This window comes from Prescottella sp. D32, assembly GCF_037287305.1.
Classification (GTDB): Bacteria; Actinomycetota; Actinomycetes; order Mycobacteriales; family Mycobacteriaceae; genus Prescottella; species Prescottella equi.
In genome coordinates this window covers 190308-208385 of record NZ_JARBSW010000001.1, presented here as the reverse complement: position 1 = coordinate 208385, position 18078 = coordinate 190308, and the positions used below count along the sequence as shown (strand labels likewise).

Sequence of the window (18078 nt, the reverse complement as noted above, 5' to 3'; positions counted from 1 at the left end):
TCCCGTCAGTTCTCCGCCGGCACCAGGCCGTGCACGGCGAGTGCGTCGAAGACGACCACCGGATCGACCCCGAGGTCCCAGCGTCCGAAGATCAGCAGGCGCTCGGTGCCGTCGGGGTCGACGGCGTCGATCTCGAGCATCGGCACCCGCCGGCCCAGCCGGGGGTACGCGACGATCCGGACCCGTTCGATGCTGTCGCGCCTGTAGACCCGTCGCCCGGTGAGCCGGGTGGCCGCGAGCGCGGGCGCGGGACCGTCCTGGACGATCGCCAGCTTGGGACGCTGTCGGCCCCCGAGAAAAGCGAGCACGAACATTCCGAGCGCGGCCAGGACGGCGAGGAAGCGTCCCGGGGCGTCGAGTCCGAGCAGGAGCGCGGCGGCGACCATGACGACGCCGCCCGCGGCCAGCGCGACCACCGCACCCAGTGGTGTGGACCACTCGAGCGACGGACCATGATCGATTTCATCCTCAGGCATGTGTACAACTACCCCTGTTGTCCACAGGTGTTATCCACACTGGGGATGAATGACACGTGTGTAATTGGCGGCTGGGGATAACTCGGCTCTTCCGGTGAATGCGCAGGTCACCGCCACCGCATCGTCATGATCAGGCCGACGACCATGAATCCGAAGCCGATGAGGAAGTTGTATGCCCCCAGATCGTTCATCCACGAGAGGTTCTCGCCGGCCAAGTAGTACACAATCAGCCACGCCAGTCCGACGAGCATGAAACCGAGCATCACCGAGACGTAAACCGCGCTCGACGGACCGGCCTTCACCTTCACAGGGGTGCGGTTCGCGGGATTGATCGTGTAATCGGTCTTCTTCCGGACCTTCGACTTCGGCATGACGTCCTTGTTTCGTGTGAATGGATAACGCGAGCACGATGCCCGGATCCGTCCGGGCCGCCAGGGTAGATTCGCACCTAACCTGCTGTGAGTACACGCTAACTCAAACCGACGCGGCCAGGACCGATTGTCCGCGGTGAGGAGTGATGATCGAGGGTGTCCGACGTCGGAGACGAGCCGCAGCGCACCCGGCCCCCGTTCGGCTTCTGGTCGATCGCCGTGCTCGTCGTCTGCCTGGTCGCGGGTCTGCTGATCGCCACCACCCGCGAGGTGTCCCACGGCAACGAGATCCGCGCCGCCGACTCCACCCGCCTGTCCGATCTCGTCCGGCAGGCGCAGACCGAGGTGGATCGCGCCGCCCGCACCCGCGACGAGTTGGCCGCCCAGGTCGAGGAACTGCAGGAGACGGCCGCCGGCACCGACACCCGGGTCGCGGAGGTGCTCACCGAGAGCCGGGCGCTCGCGGACGCCGCCGGCCTGACCGAGCTGAGCGGCCGCGGAGTGGTCGTGACCCTGACCGACGCCCCCCGCGACGCCGACGGCAAGTATCCGGCCGGGGCCTCGCCCGACGACCTGGTCGTCCACCAGCAGGACGTGCAGAGCGTGCTCAATGCGCTGTGGGCCGGCGGCGCGGAGGCCGTCGCGATGCAGGACCAGCGCATCGTGAACACGTCGGCGCCGCGCTGCATCGGGAACACCCTGCTGCTGCACGGGCGCACCTACAGCCCCCCGTACGTGGTGACGGCGATCGGTGACCCGGCGCGGCTCGCGGCCACTCTCGCGAACGAACCCGGCATCAAGATGTTCAAGCAGTACGCGGTCCGCTACGGACTCGGCTACACCCAGCAGCAGTCCGACGCCCTCACCGTCCCGGCTTACACCGGGCAGTTGCACACCGAGTACGCGCGACCGGTCGCGTAGCCGCAACGTACTGCGCATTACCCTTCATCTCATGCGCATTCTGGTCGTCGACAACTACGACAGCTTCGTGTTCAACCTGGTGCAGTACCTGGGCCAGCTCGGGACGAACGCCGAAGTGTGGCGCAACGACGATGCGCGACTGACCGGTGACGCCGCGATCGCGGCCGCCGCAGCCGATTTCGACGGCATCCTGCTCAGCCCCGGCCCGGGCACCCCGCAGCGGGCCGGCGCGACGATGCCACTGGTCGGCGCGTGTGCCGAGGCGAAGACCCCGTTGCTGGGGGTGTGCCTGGGACATCAGGCGATCGGTGCCGCGTTCGGCGCCACCGTCGACCGTGCCCCGGAACTGCTGCACGGCAAGACCAGCCTGGTCCACCACAACGACGTCGGCGTCCTGGCCGGGCTGCCCGACCCCTTCACGGCGACCCGCTACCACTCGTTGACCGTCCTCGCCGACACCATCCCGGACGAGCTGGAGGTGACGGCCCGCACCGACAGCGGCATCGTGATGGCGATGCGGCACCGTGAGCTGCCCATCCACGGCGTGCAGTTCCACCCCGAGTCGGTGCTGACCCAGGGTGGGCACCGGATGCTCGCGAACTGGCTCGGCGTGTGCGGTCAGGCGCCGAGCGAGACGCTCGTCGCGACGCTCGAAGACGAGGTGGCCCGGTCGCTGGGAGACGCGCTCACGCGCTGACCCCCGACGACCGGGCGACCCGGATCAGCGCGGGATGCCCAGTTCGCCGACGATCACCGTCAGCGGCGCGTTCTTCGCGACGTCGCTGCCCGCGGGCTGCTGCTGTCCGAGGATCTTGCCGACCAGGCTGGCGTCGAGCGTCGATTGACGCGTCTGCGTCAGCTGGTTGGACGATCCGGTCCACCCGGCCTTGCGCAGGGCCTCGACGGCCTGCGACACCGACATCTCGGTGAGGTCGGGCATCGTGAACTGCTTGCCGTTGGACACCTGCACGGTGATGACGTCGCCCTTCGCGGCGGTGGACCCACCCGACGGGGAGGTCGAGATGACCTGTCCCTCGGGCTTGCTCGAGTCGACGGTCGCGACCTGGACCTTGAAGCCGACACCCTCGATGTTGGGCTGCGCGACGTCGATCGTCTGCCCGATCACGTTCGGGATCCGCACCTGTTCGGGTCCGGAGCCCAGCGTGATCGACACCGTGGAGTCCAGGTTGATCTTCGCTCCCGACGACGGGTCCTGCGCGGTCACCTTGTCGAGCTGCGCCGGATCCGACGGGGCCCGATCGACTTCAGGGGCGAGACGCAGCCCGACAGCGTTGAGCGCCTGCGCGGCCTCGTCCTGCGAGAGCCCCGCCAGCTTCGGCACCTGCACCTGCTCCGGGCCCGACGACACCTGCAGGGTGACCGTGCTCTTCTCGCTCACCGACGACCCCGCCGACGGCGTGGTCGCGATGACGTTGCCCTCCGCGACCACCGCGTCCGGGCGGGTCTGGATGCTCGTGTCGAGGTTCATCCCCCGCAGCTGCGCCTCCGCGGCCTGCGCGGTCAGCCCGGCGACGTTCGGCACCTCTACCTTCGCCGGGTTCGACACCAGCGACCAGATGAATGCGCCGATGATGCCGACCACGACCAACGCCGCCACCGAGAGCATCGTGTTGCGGGCGGTGTTGCTCTTCTTGGCCGGCGCCGCGGCGGGGACGGCCACCGGGGCGGCGGTCGCCGTCGACGTGCGCGCGGGTTCGGGGCGGTACCCCGAACCGGTGCCCGCGCCGCTGTCCACGGGGCCGAACATCGTGGTGCGGTCCTCGTCGGACATCACCATCGGCGCACTCGGACGTTGCCCGCCCAGCACCCGCACCAGGTCGCTGCGCATCTCGGCGGCGCTCTGGTACCGGTTGGCGGGGTTCTTGCTCATTGCCTTGAGGATCACCGAGTCCAGCGCCGGCGGCACCGCCGGATTCACCTGCGAAGGCTGCTTCGGGTCCTCCCGGACGTGCTGGTAGGCCACGGCCACCGGGGAATCGCCCTTGAACGGCGGCTCGCCGGTGAGCACCTCGTACAGCACACAGCCCAGCGAGTAGACGTCCGAGCGGGCATCCACCTGCTCGCCGCGCGCCTGCTCCGGCGACAGGTACTGCGCCGTGCCGATCACCGCCGCGGTCTGCGTCATCGGGCTCGAGCTGTCCGAGATCGCCCGCGCGATACCGAAGTCCATCACCTTCACCGCACCCGCGCGGTTGATCATGATGTTGGCGGGCTTCATGTCGCGGTGCACGATGCCGTTGCGATGACTGAAGTCCAGCGCCGCGCAGACGTCGGCGATGACCTCCATGGCCCGTCGCGGCTGCAGCGGGCCCTCGGTGCGGATGATGTCGCGCAGCGTGTCCCCGTCGACGTACTCCATCACGATGTACGGCAGCGGGCCGGCGTCGGTCTCGGCCTCCCCGGTGTCGTACACCGCGACGATCGCCGGATGGTTCAGCGCGGCCGCGTTCTGCGCCTCCCGGCGGAACCGCAGATAGAACGTGGGATCGCGGGCCAGATCCGCGCGCAGCACCTTGATCGCCACGTCGCGGCTCAGCCGTAGGTCCCGACCCAGGTGCACCTCGGACATACCGCCGAAGCCGAGAATCTCACCCAGCTCGTACCGGGAGGAGAGATTGCGCGGTGTCGTCATGGCTGTCCTTGCGTGGCCGTGGTGGTCGTGGTCTCGGCCGTGGTTGTGGTCGTGGTCGGCGGGGTGGTCGTGGTCGTCGTCGTCCGCGGCGGGGTGGTCGTCGTGGTCGTCGGCGGCTCGGTCGTGGTGGTCGTCGTGGTCGGCGGCACCGTCGTCGTGGTGGTGGTCGTCGGCGGCACCGTCGTGGTCGTCGTCCGCGGCGGAGTCGTCCGAGTGGTCGTCACCGGGGTCTTGGACGTCGTCGTCACCGCGGGCGGCGTCGACGGACCGTCCGATCCGCCGCCGAACAGCAACAGTCCCAGGGCGACGATCGCCGCCAGGGCGAGCAGGCCACCGCCGGCCCACGCGACCGCTTTCTGGCCGCTGCTCCAACCGCCGCCCCGACCGTCGTCGTCGGTAGCGTCACCACCGTTGTCGCCGTCGAAGCTGCGCTGCTGCTGCGTCGACATCATCGCCGTCGCGGCGGGCGCGGCCACCGGCGGGACCATCCGCGACGCCGCGGTCGGCACCCGTCCCGGCGGCGGCGGTCGATGTCCCGCACGCACCGCGGCGACCGCGTCCGCGAACTCGCCGCCGTTGGCGTAGCGGCCGGCCGGATCCTTGGTGAGCGTGATGTCGATCAGTTCGCGGATCGGCGCGGGCAGGTCGGCCGGCATCGGCTCGGGCGGTTCCTGCACGTGCTTCATCGCCACCGTCAGCGTGCCGCCGCCGCCGAACGGCCGCCGGCCCGACAGGGCCTCGTAGCCGACGACGCCGAGCGAGTACACGTCGCTGGCGGCGGTCGCCTCCTGGCCCAGGGCCTGCTCCGGGGCGATGTACTGCGCGGTGCCCATCACCATGCCGGTCCGGGTCACCGGCGACGCGTCGACTGCCTTCGCGATACCGAAGTCGGTGATCTTCACCTGCCCCGTCGGGGTGATGAGGATGTTGCCGGGCTTGACGTCGCGGTGCACCACGCCCGCCGAGTGCGCGGCCTGCAGGGCGCGTCCGGTCTGCTCGAGCATGTCCAGCGCATGCGGAATCGACAGGCGACCGACGCGGGCGAGCACCGCGTTGAGCGGCTCCCCGGCCACCAACTCCATCACCAGGTAGGCGAGGTTGGCGCCGGCCTCGTCGCGGGTCTCGCCGTAGTCGTACACCCCGGCGATGCCCGGATGGTTCAGTTGCGCGGTGGTGCGGGCCTCGATCCGGAACCGCTCGACGAACTCGGGATCGGACGAGAACTCGGCCTTGAGCACCTTCACCGCGACCTTGCGGTCCAGACGGCTGTCGGTCGCCTCCCACACCTGGCCCATGCCGCCGGTCGCGATCAGCCGCTGCAGGCGGTAGCGGCCGCCGATCACCGACCCGTTCGTCAACGACATGCCTCAACCCCTCTGCAATCCGGCCGCGATGACGGCTCGTCCGATCGGTGCCGCGACGGAGCCGCCCGTTGCGGCGAGTGCCCGGTCACCGCCGTCCTCCACGATGACCGCGATCGCGACCGTCGGATTCTGCGCGGGCGCGAAGCCGATGTACCAGGCGTGCGGCGGGGTGTTGCGCGGGTCGTTGCCGTGTTCGGCGGTGCCCGTCTTGGACGCGATCTGTACGCCCGGGATCTTGCCCTGACCGGCGGTGTTGTTCTCCGAGCCGATCATCAGCTGCGTCAGCGTCGACGCCACCTCGGGCGAGACGGCCCGGCCCAGCGACTTGGGGCTCGTGGTCGCCAGGTTCGACAGGTCCGGCCCCTGCAGCTGCGAGACCAGGTGCGACTCCATCCGCATGCCGCCGTTCGCGATGGTGGCCGCGATCTCCGCGTTCTGCAGCGGCGTCAGCGCGACGTCGCGCTGGCCGATGCTGGACTGACCGAGTGCCGCGTCGTCGGGGATGGAGCCGATCGTGCTGTCCGCGACCGGGATCGGGATGCCCGGGGTGCCCGGCCCGATACCGAAGGCCTTGGCCTGCTCGGCCAGCGCGTCGGAGCCGGTCTTGATGCCCAGCTCGACGAACGCGGTGTTGCACGAGCGGGCGAACGCCTCCCGCAGCGATGCCGTGGCGCCGCCGCCGCACGTGGTGCCGTTGTAGTTCTCGAGCGTCGTCGACGTGCCGGGCAGCGTGATGTTCGGGGCCGCGGTCAGCTGTTCGTCCGGGTTGGCGCCGTTCTCCAGCGCCGCCGCCGTGACGACGACCTTGAACGTCGACCCCGGCGGGTACGTCGCGGACACCGCGCGGTTGAGCATCGGCCTGTCCGGGTCGGAGTTCAGTTCGTCCCACGCCGCCGACGTCTCGGCGCCGTCGTGGCTCGACAGTGTGTTGGGGTCGTAGCTGGGCGTGCTGGCCATCGCGAGGATGTTGCCGGTGCTCGGTTCGATCGCCACGACCGAGCCGGTGTAGCCCTTCGCGGTCAGCTCGTCGTACGCGACCTGCTGCATCACCGGATCGATCGTGCTGACCACGTTGCCGCCACGTGGATCGCGACCCGACACCAGATCGAAGAAGCGCTTGCTGAACAACCGGTTGTCGGAGCCGTTGAGAACCGGGTCCTCGGCCTTCTCGAGGCCGGCGCTGCCGTACTGCATCGAGTAGAAGCCGGTGACCGGCGCGTTCGCGAACGGGCTCGACGGCGCCGCCGGATTCGGCGGGTACACCCGCAGGTACTTGTAGCGGTCGTCGGTCGGGACCGACGACGCGAGCACCTGCCCACCGGCCGAGATCTGGCCGCGCTGGCGCGAGTACTCGTCGAGCAGCACCCGCGAGTTCCGCGGGTCGCCGCGCAGATCGTCGGCCTTGATGACCTGCACGTAGGTGGCGTTGGCGAGCAGCGCAGCGACCATCACCATGACGGCCAGTGCGACGCGGCGAAGGGGAGTGTTCATTGGCGACCCAGCATTTCCGTCGGGGCGTCCGCGATGGGCGCGGGCCCCTTCTTCTTGGGTGCGGCGGGGGTGCGGGCGGCGTCGGAGATCTTCATCAGCAGCGCCAGCAGCAGGTAGTTCGCGAGCAGCGACGACCCGCCGTACGACACGAACGGCGTGGTGAGACCGGTCAGCGGGATCAGCTTGGTGACGCCACCGACGACCACGAACACCTGGATCGCGATCGTGAACGACAGCCCCGCCGCCAACAGCTTGCCGAAGCTGTCGCGCACCGCGAGCGCGGTGCGCAGGCCGCGGACCACCAGGATCAGGAACAGCATGAGCACCGCGGCCAACCCGATCAGGCCCAGCTCCTCACCGATCGCGGCGACGATGAAGTCGGTCTTCGCGAACGGCACCTGCGACGGGCGGCCGCTGCCCAGTCCGGTACCGGCGATACCGCCGGTGGCCAGGCCGAACAGTGACTGCGAGATCTGGTAGCCGGTGTTCTGGTAGTCGCCGAGCGGGTCCAGCCACGTGTTCACGCGCACCCGGACGTGCCCGAACATCTGGTACGCCAGGAAGAACCCGACCACGAGCAGGGCGCCGCCGATCAGCAGCCAGCCGGCTCGTTCGGTCGCGATGTAGAGCATCACCAGCACGGTGCCGAAGACCAGCAGCGATGTGCCGAGATCCTTCTCGAACACCATGATGCCCACCGAGACGATCCATGCCACGAGGATCGGGCCGAGGTCGCGGGCGCGGGGCAGATCCATGCCGAGGAAGTGCCGGCCGGCGGTGGTGAAGAGGTCGCGCTTGGCGACCAGCACCGCCGCGAAGAAGATGATCAGCAGGATCTTCGCGAACTCGCCCGGCTGGATGCTGAATCCGGGCAACCGGATCCAGATCTTGGCGCCGTTGACCTCGGAGAACCGGGACGGCAGCAACGCCGGGATCGCCAACAGCACCAGGCCGGCGAGACCCACGGTGTAGCTGTAGCGCGCGAGCAGACGGTAGTCCCGCAGGAAGATCAGCACCGCGACGAAGCCGCCGACGGCCAGAGCCGTCCACAGCACCTGCTGGTTCGCGTCCGGGGACGGAATCGGCAGCCCTTGGTACACGGCGTTCTCGGCGTCGGCCAGGTCGAGTCGGTGGATCAGCACCAACCCGAGGCCGTTGAGCAGCGCGACGATCGGCAGCAGCAGCGGATCCGCGTACGGCGCGTACCGGCGCACCGCGAGGTGCGCGACGACGAAGACCGCGGCGTAGGTGAGCCCGTACTTCGCGAGATCCCAGGTGATGGTCTGCTCCTGGCTGGCCTCGACCAGCACCAGCGAGATCGTGGTGATGGCGATCGCGCAGAGGATCAAGATCAGTTCGGTGTTCCGCCGCGTCGACTGCGTCGGCGGGGGAGCGAAACCGCCGGGCGGACTGGGGAACGGTGCATCGGAGGTGGACATCAGCTACCGGTCCTGCAGTTCTGCCCGGGGATCTGTTCGACGGGCGCGGGCGTCGGCGCGGGTGCCGCCGTGGTCGGCGCGGCCCCCTCGGGAGCCGGCGGTGCGGCCTCGGTGGTGGGTGCGGGCGACTCGGCCGGCGGCAGCGGTGTCGGCGTGGGGGTCGGCGTCGGCTCGGGCGTGCACAGCGGCAGCAGGTCGCTCGCGACGAGCCGTCGCATCTGTTCCGTCGCGTCGTCCTTGGTGCCCGACGGCAGACCCGCCCGCACCTGCTCGCGCGCGGACGGTCGCAGGTCGTCGACCGTCAGCACGTGACAGTCGCTCGGTGCGCTGCCGGGGTCGACGATCCGCAGGGTGCCGTCGTCGGCGATACACCCGATCAGTGCGCTCTCCTGCAGCGAGTAGCCGAGGAACGAGCCCGGGATGCCCTGCAGCACGGTGACGCGGTCGTCGGAGGTCCCGACGTAGTAGTAGTTGCGGATCATGTTCCGGCCCACGAAGAGCCCGGCGACGAGCAGGACCACCAGGCCGAGCCCGATCAGCGTCCAGCGCAGCTTGTGCGACTTCTTGGGCAGAGCTTCGGGCGTGGGAGCGACCCGCTTGGGCGCCGCGCGCGGCGGGCGCATCGCCGCGGCCCGCCCGGCCGCCGTGTTCGGGGGAGGCGTGTCCTCCTCCTCGTCGGACGCCGCACCGCCGACGATCGGGTGACTCTGCCCGTAGTCGAGGTCGATGACGTCGGCGACGATGACGGTGACGTTGTCCGGTCCGCCACTGCGCAGGGCCAGTTCGATGAGCCGGTCGGCGCACTCGTCATTGGTGCCCTCGCGCATCGTGTTGGCGATGGTCTCGTCGCTCACGACGTCGGACAGGCCGTCCGAGCACAGCAGGTAGCGGTCCCCGGCGCGGGCCTCGCGCACCGTGAGCGTCGGCTCGATCTCGTTGCCGGTGAGGGCCCGCATGATGAGCGAACGCTGCGGATGGGTGTGTGCCTGCTCGGCGGTGATGCGGCCCTCGTCGACGAGGGACTGCACGAACGTGTCGTCGCGGGTGATCTGGGTGAGCTGGTCGTCGCGCAGCAGGTACGCCCGCGAATCGCCGATGTGGACCAGGCCCAGCTTGCTGCCCGCGAACAGGATCGCGGTGAGCGTGGTGCCCATGCCCTCGAGCTCGGGATCTTCCTCGACGTGGTCGGCGATGGTGGCATTGCCCTCGTGGGTCGCGGCCTCGAGCTTGCCGAGCAGATCGCCGCCGGGCTCGTCGTCGTCGAGGTGCGCGAGCGCGGCGATCATCAGCTGCGACGCGACCTCGCCTGCCGCGTGCCCGCCCATGCCGTCGGCGAGCGCCAACAGTCGCGCACCGGCGTACACGGAATCCTCGTTGTTCGCGCGGACGAGACCGCGGTCGCTTCGGGCCGCGTAGCGGAGGACAAGGGTCACGGGCGGAGCTCGATCACGGTCTTGCCGACGCGCACCGGCGTGCCGAGCGGAACCCGGACGGCCGTCGTCACCTTCGCCCGGTCCAGGTAGGTGCCGTTGGTGGAACCGAGATCCTCGACGTACCAATCCGTGCCGCGCGGAGACAGCCGGGCGTGCCGCGTCGACGCGTAGTCGTCCGTCAGCACCAGCGTGGAGTCGTCGGCCCGCCCGATCAGAACCGGTTGTGTCCCGAGAGTGATGCGGGTACCGGCGAGTGCTCCCTGCGTCACGACGAGGTTCTTCGCGACCTTGGTCCGTCCGAGCGACGGCAGAACCGACGACGTACGCGAGTAACGCGGAGCGGGGCGGGCAACGCCCGCACCCGCGTAGATGTCGCTGCGCAGCGTCTTGATCACTGCCCAGACGAAGAGCCAGAGCAGCAGCAGGAAGCCTGCTCGCGTCAGCTGGAGTATCAATCCCTGCACTGCTCGACACCTCCTTCGGGGGGACGGCGGCGCGGATGCGCAACCGGGGCATTTTCAGCTGGCTGCATCATATGTTGAAGCCGGCGGCGGTGATCATGATCTTGGGCCGCACCCCGTGTCCGGGATGCGGCTTTCGCGGGGTGACGGGCGGCGTCTGCCGTGGTCAGAGGATGCGCACCAGGATTTCGGAGTGCCCGGCGCGAATCACGTCACCGTCCGCGAGCTGCCAGTCCTGCACCGGCGAACCGTTGACGGTGGTGCCGTTCGTGGAGCCCAGGTCCGAGAGCATCGCGACCTGGCCGTCCCAGCGGATGTCGAAGTGCCGACGCGAGACACCGGTGTCGGGCAGGCGGAACTGCGCGTCCTGGCCGCGTCCGACGATGTTGTTGCCGTCCCGCAGCTGGTAGAAGCGTCCGCTTCCGTCCTCGAGCTGCAGCGTCGCGGTGAAGGTGCGCCCCGCCTCGGGCGTGTAGCCGGCCTGGTAGCCCTGGCCGTAACCCTGCTCGTACCCCGGCTGGCTGTAGGCCTGGTTGTATCCGGCCTGGTCGTAGTCGCCCTGCTGGTACTCGCCCTGCTGATAGTCGTAGTCGGCGTAGCCCTGCTGCTGGTCGTACTGCTGGTCGTACTGCTGGTCGTAGCCCTGCTGGTACTCGCCCTGCGGCTGGTAGCCCTGCTGGTAGCCGGGGTACTGGCCCGGGTACGGCTGTTGCTGGTCGTACCCCTGCTGGTCGTACCCCTGTTGATAGCCGCCCTGCTGGGGATAACTCTGGTCGTAACCGCCCTGCTGCGGGTAACCACCACCCTGCTGGGGGTAACCGGCGTCCTGCGGGTAGCCGCCCTGCGCCGCGCCGTAAGCCTGCTGCTGGTCGTAGCGCGGCTGGGCGTAGCCCTGCGGGTAGTCCTGCTGGTAGCCGCCCTGATCCTGGTAGCCGCCCTGATCCTGGTATCCACCCTGGTCGGCGGGGCCCTGCGCCTGATCCGGGTGGGCGCTGCCGTTACGCGCGCCACGGTCGTCGCGCTGCTCGCGGCCGGGCTCGTTTCCGGAGTTCTGGGTCATGGGGCCTGCTCCTGGGGTCGGTGAAACGGGTGTCGGGGCGCGCCGGGCCCGGGGAGCGGGGCCGGATGCGCCGGCGTCGCCGCGGTGAGCATCCGGATCGACCGATCCGGTGGTTCGGAACTGCCCGGTGTGCAGTGTCGGTGACGCCTCGAATCGGACGTCGATGTCACCGTAGGTCTGCCAGCCCTGTTCTCGGATGTATCCCTCGAGGTGTCGCGCGAAAGATTTCACCGTCAGCTCGTGATCCGACGCCAACTTCGCGTGATCGGACTCGTTGATCGTGATCACGTAGCTGTTGGGAGCGAGGTAGTGCCCGCCGTCCAGTTGCTGGACGCGGTCGGTGGCCTCGCGCTGCAGCGCCGCTTCCACTTCCTGAGGTACGACGCCTCCGCCGAAGACGCGCGCGAAGGCGTCACCGACGGCCCCCTGAAGCTTGCGCTCGAAACGTTGAACGATCCCCACGGCATGAACCTTGCTGTTGTCTGTTCGCGGTCAGTCTGCGTGTCGCGGCTGCAATCAACCCGGCCGCTGCCCCTGCATGATATCCGGACACCCCGTCCCGGGGGTCCTGCTAGCCGCTTCGCGATGCGTTTTTTGCACCTCTACCTGCACGAATCGTGATTTCGGCGAAGTGCGTGCTAGTGTTTTCCACGTCGCTCGGGCGAGTGGCGGAATGGCAGACGCGCTGGCTTCAGGTGCCAGTGTCCTTCGGGACGTGGGGGTTCAAGTCCCCCTTCGCCCACAACGAGCAGTTCCACGAACTGCGACGAACGAGGTCACGAACTCGAAAGAGTTCGTGACCTCGTTTTCGTTGGCGGGTTCGGTTGGACTGTCCACCGGATGCAGCGGCATGGCTGCGGCCCGCAGGCAGTAGCCGGGTCACCCGAAGAGCCCGGCGGCGAGCGGGTCCGGTGAGTCCGGGTTACTTGCTGTCGACGTGACCGATCGGGTTGGTTGTGTTCGCCAAGGCCGCCCGGGCTGCGGCCCAGGCGTCGGTATCGAGCTCGAGCGCGGTGCGAAGGTACGCAGTGCTCATCCGCTGCAGTAGGGCCACCCGCTCCGGGTTTTCGTCGGTAGTCTCGGCGACCTCGTATCCGGGGATCCCGCCCAGGGCGTGCTCGGCGTCGTGCAGAGTGAGCAGGTCGGTGGCGCCGGGGCTGAAACTGTATGCGTCCGTGAACCAGTCGGGGCCGCGGCTGGACATCCGGGACTGGTCGTGGTCGCCTGCGACGACGAGTGTCGGCGTGGTGAGCTCACGGAACGACGGGTACATGAAGGGGAAGTTGGCCCGCGCGAACGGATTCAGGTCCTCACCCCCGATGCCGGTCGCGGCCAGGAGGATGCCGGCCGAGACGCGGCTGTCGGACATGTCCTCCCCGACCTGCCCGTCCTCGTCCAGGATTCGGGCGCCGAGGAGTGCCTGCGCGGTCTGTGCGCCCCAGGAATGACCGGCGACGGCGATGCGGGTGTGGTCGACCCGTCCGGTCAGACCGGGGACGGCGGCCTCGATGTCGGCGAGTTGGTCGAGGATGCGTTCGAGGTCGGCGATTCGTTCAGTCCAGATACTCGGGAAGCGAGGGTCGTCGAATCCGATCCCGTAGCGCCGGGAGTCCAGGTGGGTGGGCTGGATCACGACGACGCCCCGGGAGGCCCAGAACGCGGCCAGAGGCGCGTAGCCATCGTGGTTCCACCCGTTGCCGTGCGAGAACAGCACCACCGGCAGGTCGGAGCCGGTGGTCGGCGCGGAGACCCGCACCTCCAGCGGCAGTGCGCGGCCCGGGGCGGACAGTTCGACGGGGGCAACGGAGAGAACGGGGGCGCCGACGCCGACGAGTTCGTCGAGGGTGGCGGCGAGTGCGGAAGACTGGACCGAAGAGGTCAAGACGGGGTCCTTTCGAGGGGCTGTGCCCTGCCATAATGGAAAGCGGAGCACTGTTCCGAACAATACGGAGCAGTGTTCCGGATAGCAACCTGGTTCCGACGCGGAGGAGTGTGTTCTGTGACCGATGAGAGCGAGCGCCGGACGAAGCGCGCCGACGCGCGGCGGAACGAGCAGGCCCTTCTCGACGCAGCGGCGGCAGTGTTCGTGACGTCCGGCGTCGACGCGCCGGTGCGGGAGATCGCGGCGAGGGCCGGTGTCGGGATGGGGACGATCTACCGACACTTCCCGACTCGCCCCGAACTCGTGGTCGCGGTGTACCGCCACCAGGTCGAGGCGTGCGCGGATGCCGGCCCCAGACTGCTCGAGGAGAGTCCGACGCCGGAAGCGGCCCTGCGCGAATGGGTGGCCCTGTTCGTGGAGTTCCTGGTCACCAAGCACGGCCTCGCCGGCGCGTTGCAGGGCGACAGCGCCGGATCGGATGCGCTGCACGCCTACTTCGTCGACCGTCTCGTGCCGGTGTGTGCCGCCCTGCTCGACGCGGCGCTCGAGTACTGCGGCGCCATGCCCACGGTGGGCGCGTACAACCTGATGAAAGGCATCGGAAACCTGTGCATCGGGGCGGCTGCGGATCCCGCCTACGACGCCGACCGTCTGGTGCAACTGCTTGTCACCGGCGCACTCGGCAGATCCAGTCGGTAGACGAGAACGGGACTGAGTCGTGAACCCGGTCCGCGAAGTGGAAACTCGCGGCCTTCGTCGTTCTCGAAGAAGTCGGTCCTTCTACTCTCGGCCGAACAACAACGTCTCGACGAGACCGATGCCCGGCGTGGGTGGGTCGGCGATGGTTCTCAGCAGTGTCGCGAGATCGGGTGCGACCTCGGTGGCGTCCTCGAACTCGGGTTCGGCGCCGTGCACGATCACGCCGTCGTCGCGGATCGCGAGATACGAGTACGGGCCGCGGACCGAGAGCAGGATCGGGCGGTGCCGCCTCCAGAACTCGGTGATCGCGGCCTCGTCTTCGGGGCCCGACGCTGCCTCCCGGCTCATGGTCTCGAACTCGTTCCAGGCGAACGCATCGTCGGACGGCTCCGCGTAGTCGCCGAGGGAGAGGAACCAGGTCGTGTCGTCGGGACCGGACAGGCGTGAGAACGACGACGCCCACGCCGTCTGGCCGGCCGGGGCGGACTCCAGCGGCGCAGGAACCCGCACGTGCCCCGGGCCCGGTTCGAAAGACCAACCCGCCGAGCGTAAGCGGGCGATCGCGCCGACGAACTCCTCCATCGGCACCACGTTAGCGGGGTCAGTCGCAGACCGCGGTGGCCTCGACCTCGACGAGCACGTCCGGCTCGAACAGGTACTCCACGCCGATGAGCGATGCCGGGGGCATCGGCACGGCCAGTCCGATCTCGGCCGCGACCTGCTCGATGCCCGCCATGAACCCGTCGATCTTGTCGGGCGTCCAGCCCGTGACGTAGAAGGTGAGCCGCACGACGTCGTCGAAAGTTGCACCGGCGCCGGTCAATCCGGCCGCGGTGTTGCGCAGGGCCTGGGCCACCTGGCCCGTGAGATCGCCCGGTGCCACGGGAGTTCCGTCGGCGAGGCGCGCGATCTGCCCGGCCACGTGGACGTGGCGGGTCCCGGATCCGATCGCGACGTGGTGATAGGGGGTCGGCCGGGTCATGCCGTCGGGGTTGCGGAACTGCACGGTCATGGTGGATGTCCTCCAGGATCGGTTGGGGAAGGTATCCAATTGATACTTGGTGTACGCAGGGCACTTCAACGAAACTAGGTGGCATGACCGATACCTACCCGGCCGTTTCCGGAGGACTCGCCGTCACCCCGGCTCATCGAGAACTGCTCGATCAGGTCCTCGACAAGTGGTCGCTGGCGGTGCTCGACCAGTTGTGCGAGCGTCCCAGCCGCTTCAACCACCTACGCCGGGCGATTCCCGCGGTGACGCAGAAATCCCTCACGGCGACGCTGCGCCGGCTCGAGCGCAACGGCATCGTCGAGCGCGAACTGCTGAGCACCCGTCCGGTCGCCGTGGAATACCGCATCACTCCACTCGGCAAGACGCTGCGCCATCCGGTGGATGTCCTCGTCGGCTGGGCGGAGACGAACCGCGCGGCGATCGAGGATGCTCGCGCCCGGTTCGACGCGGAACAGGACGGGGTCTGACGGTTCACGAGGGCGTGCGGACCCCGCCCGGCGCCACTCGTCCGGCATACTCGCGCAGCAGGTTCACCAGGTCGGTGTCGTCGACGGCCAGTCGCCCGGTGGGGCCGATCGCGGCGAGGCCGCCGACGACGGCGCGCCGGCTGTCGTGGACGGGAACAGCGACGGCGGAGCGGCCCACCCGGATCTCGTCGACCTCGCGCGCGGGTTCGCCGCGGCGGATCACCGACAGTTCCACCTCCAATGCGTCGTGGTCGGTGATGGTGCGGGTGGTGACCTTCCGTAGCGGACCGGCCGCGAGGTCGGGACGCGATGCGAGCAGCAGCTTGCCGATCGCCGACGCGTGTGGCGCCGTCACCAGTGTGCGCTCGCCGGCGAGTTCGTGGTCGGGGTCGCGGTCGATCAGGCGCACCCGTCCGTTCTCGTACGACGCGAGGTACACGCCGTAGCGGACCCGCGAGCGCAGTTCCTCGAGCACGGCACCGACGTCGACGGGTCGGTCTGCGGCCCCGGCCAATTCGCGGGTGCGGCGTCCGAGGGTGAAGCCGGAGAGATCGGCGACACGGACGAGATAGCCGTCGGCGACGAGCAGGTTCAGCAGTCGGTACGCCGTCGCCTGCGGGATGCCGGCGAGCGCGGCGATCTCCTTAGCGGACGCCCCCGAGCCCAGTTGTGCGGCCGCCTCGAGCAGCGCGAGCGCCCGCTGCACGGCGCGCGGTTCGTTGCCGCCGAGGTCTCTCGCGGGCGCCATCAGCGAGCGTCCCGGCCGACCAGGACGGTGCGGCCGGACGCGTCGGCGGCGAACACGCCCGCCCCGGGCAGGACGTCCGCGGATTCGGCGTTGTCGAATGCCCCCATGCGCAGCAGCGCGTCCGGGTGGCGACCGCGCAGCCAGGAGCGCCACACCAGTCCGGACGACAGCACGGCGACCACCGCGACGGGCACGACGTACGACGCGTCGATCACGTTGACGTACACCAGGTATCCGAGCACCGACGTCCCGGCGACGCTGCCGAGGGTGCTCGCGGCGAGCACGCGGGGAGTCTGTTCGCCGATGCGGCTGAGGAAGCGCACCGACGCGATCGCCACCACCACGTACGCGACGATCACGGCGCCGCGCACGACCAGTCTCAGGTCGCCGAACACGACGCCGGTGCCGAGCACCGCGAACGTTCCGGCGCCGAGGACCACCACGCCGACCACGAGTGCCAGGGCCGCGTCCGGGGTGCGGAACGACGCATGCACCAGTCCGCACCAGCGGGGGAGTGCGCCCTCGACACCGAGCGAATACACCAGCCGGGACGCGGCATTCGACGACGCCATCGACGAGGCCAGCCACGAACAGCTCAGTCCGACGTTCAGTGCCACGACGATGACGGGATCGACCCCGGTCGCGGTGCCGTGCAGGTACGCGTCGACGAGGGTGTCGCTGCGCCCGGTCCAGGCCGCCCAACCGGCGAACAGGAACAGCGATCCGCAGATCAGCGGCGTGAGCAACACCGTTCGGGTGACGGTCACCAGCGGCCGCCGGGCCTCGGGTCCGAAGAAGGCGGCGCTCTCGAATCCCGCGAGCGCGAACAGTGCCGTGAGGACGAGCGCCAGCGTGCCGTGCCCCGACGCCGGCGGGACCAGGACCGGCGCGGACGCGTTGTCGCCGAACAGCATCAGGGCGACGATGAAGGCGAGCGAGCACATCTCGACGGCCAGGATCGTCACCGCCGCGAACCGCACACCGCGCACGAGGCAACACAGGATGCCCACCGCGAGCGCGAGGTACACCGGTGGTGCGGGCGGGGAGAATCCGGCGAGCCCGCACAGCGCGATCACCGCCTGACCGCCGTGATACAGCGTCATGACGGCGCTGCCGACGTACTTCACCAGCATCGCGACGGCGGCGGTGAGCGCCGCCCGGCTCCCGGATCCCCGGAACGCGAAGCTGTGCAGACCGCCGGCCGCCGCCATGCGCCGGGTGAACTGGGAGACGCAGAACGCGATGAGGGTGACGGCGATCGTCGCGACCAGGATCGTCACGATGCCGCTCACGAGGCGGTCGTGGGTGAGCATCGTGAGCGGCAGGATCACCATGGACACGGCCGGTGCGGTGGTGGCGACGGACTGCGCCAGCACCTCGACACCGGACAGTTGCCGCCGACCGAGGGCTCGCATCGACGACAGGGCGGGACGCTCCGGTTCCCCGGTGGTGAACGAGCGCGCTATCGCGTCGGTGAGTGCGGACACGCGCGTGACGCTAGTCAGTCTGTGTAACAACGATATTGCGTTCATGCTTCCTCTGATCGCACCTGCTCGAGAATGCCACGCAACGGCGCGACGCATGTTCTCAGTCGACTCCGC

The 18078-nt window shown here is 69.3% G+C and carries 18 protein-coding genes and 1 tRNA gene; 5 read left to right on the top strand and 14 right to left on the bottom strand.

All coding sequences use genetic code 11. The features are described from left to right. Positions 1-5 precede the first annotated feature (5 nt). Positions 6-476, bottom strand: a complete 471-nt coding sequence (locus tag PSS76_RS00925; RefSeq protein ID WP_013414382.1) for a PH domain-containing protein — start codon at positions 474-476, stop codon at positions 6-8. Between the two features lie 107 nt (positions 477-583). Next, on the bottom strand, positions 584-847 hold the full coding sequence (crgA, locus tag PSS76_RS00920) for a cell division protein CrgA (protein WP_005516576.1): 264 nt from the start codon (positions 845-847) through the stop codon (positions 584-586). Between the two features lie 156 nt (positions 848-1003). Here crgA and PSS76_RS00915 point away from each other — a divergent pair, with 156 nt between their 5' ends. Both PSS76_RS00915 and PSS76_RS00910 read left to right on the top strand, forming a co-directional pair. Then, positions 1004-1768 (top strand): DUF881 domain-containing protein, encoded by a 765-nt coding sequence (locus PSS76_RS00915; RefSeq protein ID WP_005516575.1) that lies wholly within the window; start codon positions 1004-1006, stop codon positions 1766-1768. 31 nt (positions 1769-1799) lie between these two features. Continuing rightward, positions 1800-2465 carry an aminodeoxychorismate/anthranilate synthase component II gene (locus PSS76_RS00910; protein ID WP_005516573.1) on the top strand — a complete coding sequence of 222 codons (666 nt, stop codon included), beginning with the start codon at positions 1800-1802 and terminating at the stop codon, positions 2463-2465. 24 nt (positions 2466-2489) lie between these two features. On the opposite strand, the gene pknB is transcribed toward PSS76_RS00910, so the two are convergent. The 7 genes from pknB to PSS76_RS00875 form a co-directional block, all read right to left on the bottom strand. Beyond that, positions 2490-4421, bottom strand: a complete 1932-nt coding sequence (gene pknB / locus PSS76_RS00905; RefSeq protein ID WP_005516571.1) for a Stk1 family PASTA domain-containing Ser/Thr kinase — start codon at positions 4419-4421, stop codon at positions 2490-2492. Continuing rightward, positions 4418-5785, bottom strand: coding sequence for a serine/threonine-protein kinase (locus tag PSS76_RS00900; RefSeq protein WP_238782195.1), 1368 nt, complete (start codon positions 5783-5785; stop codon positions 4418-4420). Before PSS76_RS00900 ends, pknB begins: the two co-directional genes overlap by 4 nt. Positions 5786-5788: 3 nt before the next feature. Continuing rightward, positions 5789-7276, bottom strand: a complete 1488-nt coding sequence (locus tag PSS76_RS00895) for a peptidoglycan D,D-transpeptidase FtsI family protein (protein ID WP_013414386.1) — start codon at positions 7274-7276, stop codon at positions 5789-5791. Then, a complete protein-coding gene (locus PSS76_RS00890; RefSeq protein ID WP_022593206.1) occupies positions 7273-8715 on the bottom strand; it encodes an FtsW/RodA/SpoVE family cell cycle protein in 1443 nt (480 codons plus the stop codon). Before PSS76_RS00890 ends, PSS76_RS00895 begins: the two co-directional genes overlap by 4 nt. After that, entirely contained in the window at positions 8715-10148 is a 1434-nt protein-coding gene (locus tag PSS76_RS00885) for a PP2C family protein-serine/threonine phosphatase (protein WP_145275212.1), read from the bottom strand. Before PSS76_RS00885 ends, PSS76_RS00890 begins: the two co-directional genes overlap by 1 nt. Continuing rightward, complete coding sequence (locus PSS76_RS00880; protein WP_005516561.1) at positions 10145-10612, bottom strand: FHA domain-containing protein FhaB/FipA; 468 nt, start codon at positions 10610-10612, stop codon at positions 10145-10147. The genes PSS76_RS00885 and PSS76_RS00880 overlap by 4 nt, the downstream gene beginning before the upstream one ends. Positions 10613-10775: 163 nt before the next feature. Beyond that, positions 10776-12131, bottom strand: a complete 1356-nt coding sequence (locus PSS76_RS00875) for an FHA domain-containing protein (protein ID WP_064059526.1) — start codon at positions 12129-12131, stop codon at positions 10776-10778. A 197-nt stretch (positions 12132-12328) separates the two neighbouring features. Here PSS76_RS00875 and PSS76_RS00870 point away from each other — a divergent pair. Next, positions 12329-12411, top strand: a tRNA-Leu gene (locus PSS76_RS00870). A 180-nt stretch (positions 12412-12591) separates the two neighbouring features. Here the strand turns inward: PSS76_RS00870 and PSS76_RS00865 are convergent. Beyond that, the gene (locus tag PSS76_RS00865) at positions 12592-13551 is read right to left on the bottom strand and encodes an alpha/beta hydrolase family protein (protein WP_064076453.1); all 960 of its coding nucleotides are present in this window, start codon (positions 13549-13551) and stop codon (positions 12592-12594) included. Between the two features lie 117 nt (positions 13552-13668). On the opposite strand from PSS76_RS00865, the gene PSS76_RS00860 reads away from it, so the two are divergent. Continuing rightward, on the top strand, positions 13669-14250 hold the full coding sequence (locus tag PSS76_RS00860) for a TetR/AcrR family transcriptional regulator (RefSeq protein ID WP_013414391.1): 582 nt from the start codon (positions 13669-13671) through the stop codon (positions 14248-14250). Between the two features lie 81 nt (positions 14251-14331). On the opposite strand, the gene PSS76_RS00855 is transcribed toward PSS76_RS00860, so the two are convergent. Together PSS76_RS00855 and PSS76_RS00850 are read right to left on the bottom strand one after the other, a co-directional pair. Beyond that, complete coding sequence (locus PSS76_RS00855) at positions 14332-14832, bottom strand: hypothetical protein (protein ID WP_064059607.1); 501 nt, start codon at positions 14830-14832, stop codon at positions 14332-14334. 19 nt (positions 14833-14851) lie between these two features. Further along, entirely contained in the window at positions 14852-15262 is a 411-nt protein-coding gene (locus PSS76_RS00850; RefSeq protein WP_005516554.1) for a RidA family protein, read from the bottom strand. 83 nt (positions 15263-15345) lie between these two features. On the opposite strand from PSS76_RS00850, the gene PSS76_RS00845 reads away from it, so the two are divergent. Beyond that, complete coding sequence (locus tag PSS76_RS00845; protein ID WP_005516553.1) at positions 15346-15729, top strand: winged helix-turn-helix transcriptional regulator; 384 nt, start codon at positions 15346-15348, stop codon at positions 15727-15729. Between the two features lie 4 nt (positions 15730-15733). On the opposite strand, the gene PSS76_RS00840 is transcribed toward PSS76_RS00845, so the two are convergent. Further along, positions 15734-16477, bottom strand: a complete 744-nt coding sequence (locus tag PSS76_RS00840; RefSeq protein ID WP_069855353.1) for an IclR family transcriptional regulator — start codon at positions 16475-16477, stop codon at positions 15734-15736. Next, the gene (locus PSS76_RS00835; RefSeq protein ID WP_337455743.1) at positions 16477-17964 is read right to left on the bottom strand and encodes an APC family permease; all 1488 of its coding nucleotides are present in this window, start codon (positions 17962-17964) and stop codon (positions 16477-16479) included. The genes PSS76_RS00840 and PSS76_RS00835 overlap by 1 nt, the downstream gene beginning before the upstream one ends. Positions 17965-18078: the final 114 nt, after the last annotated feature.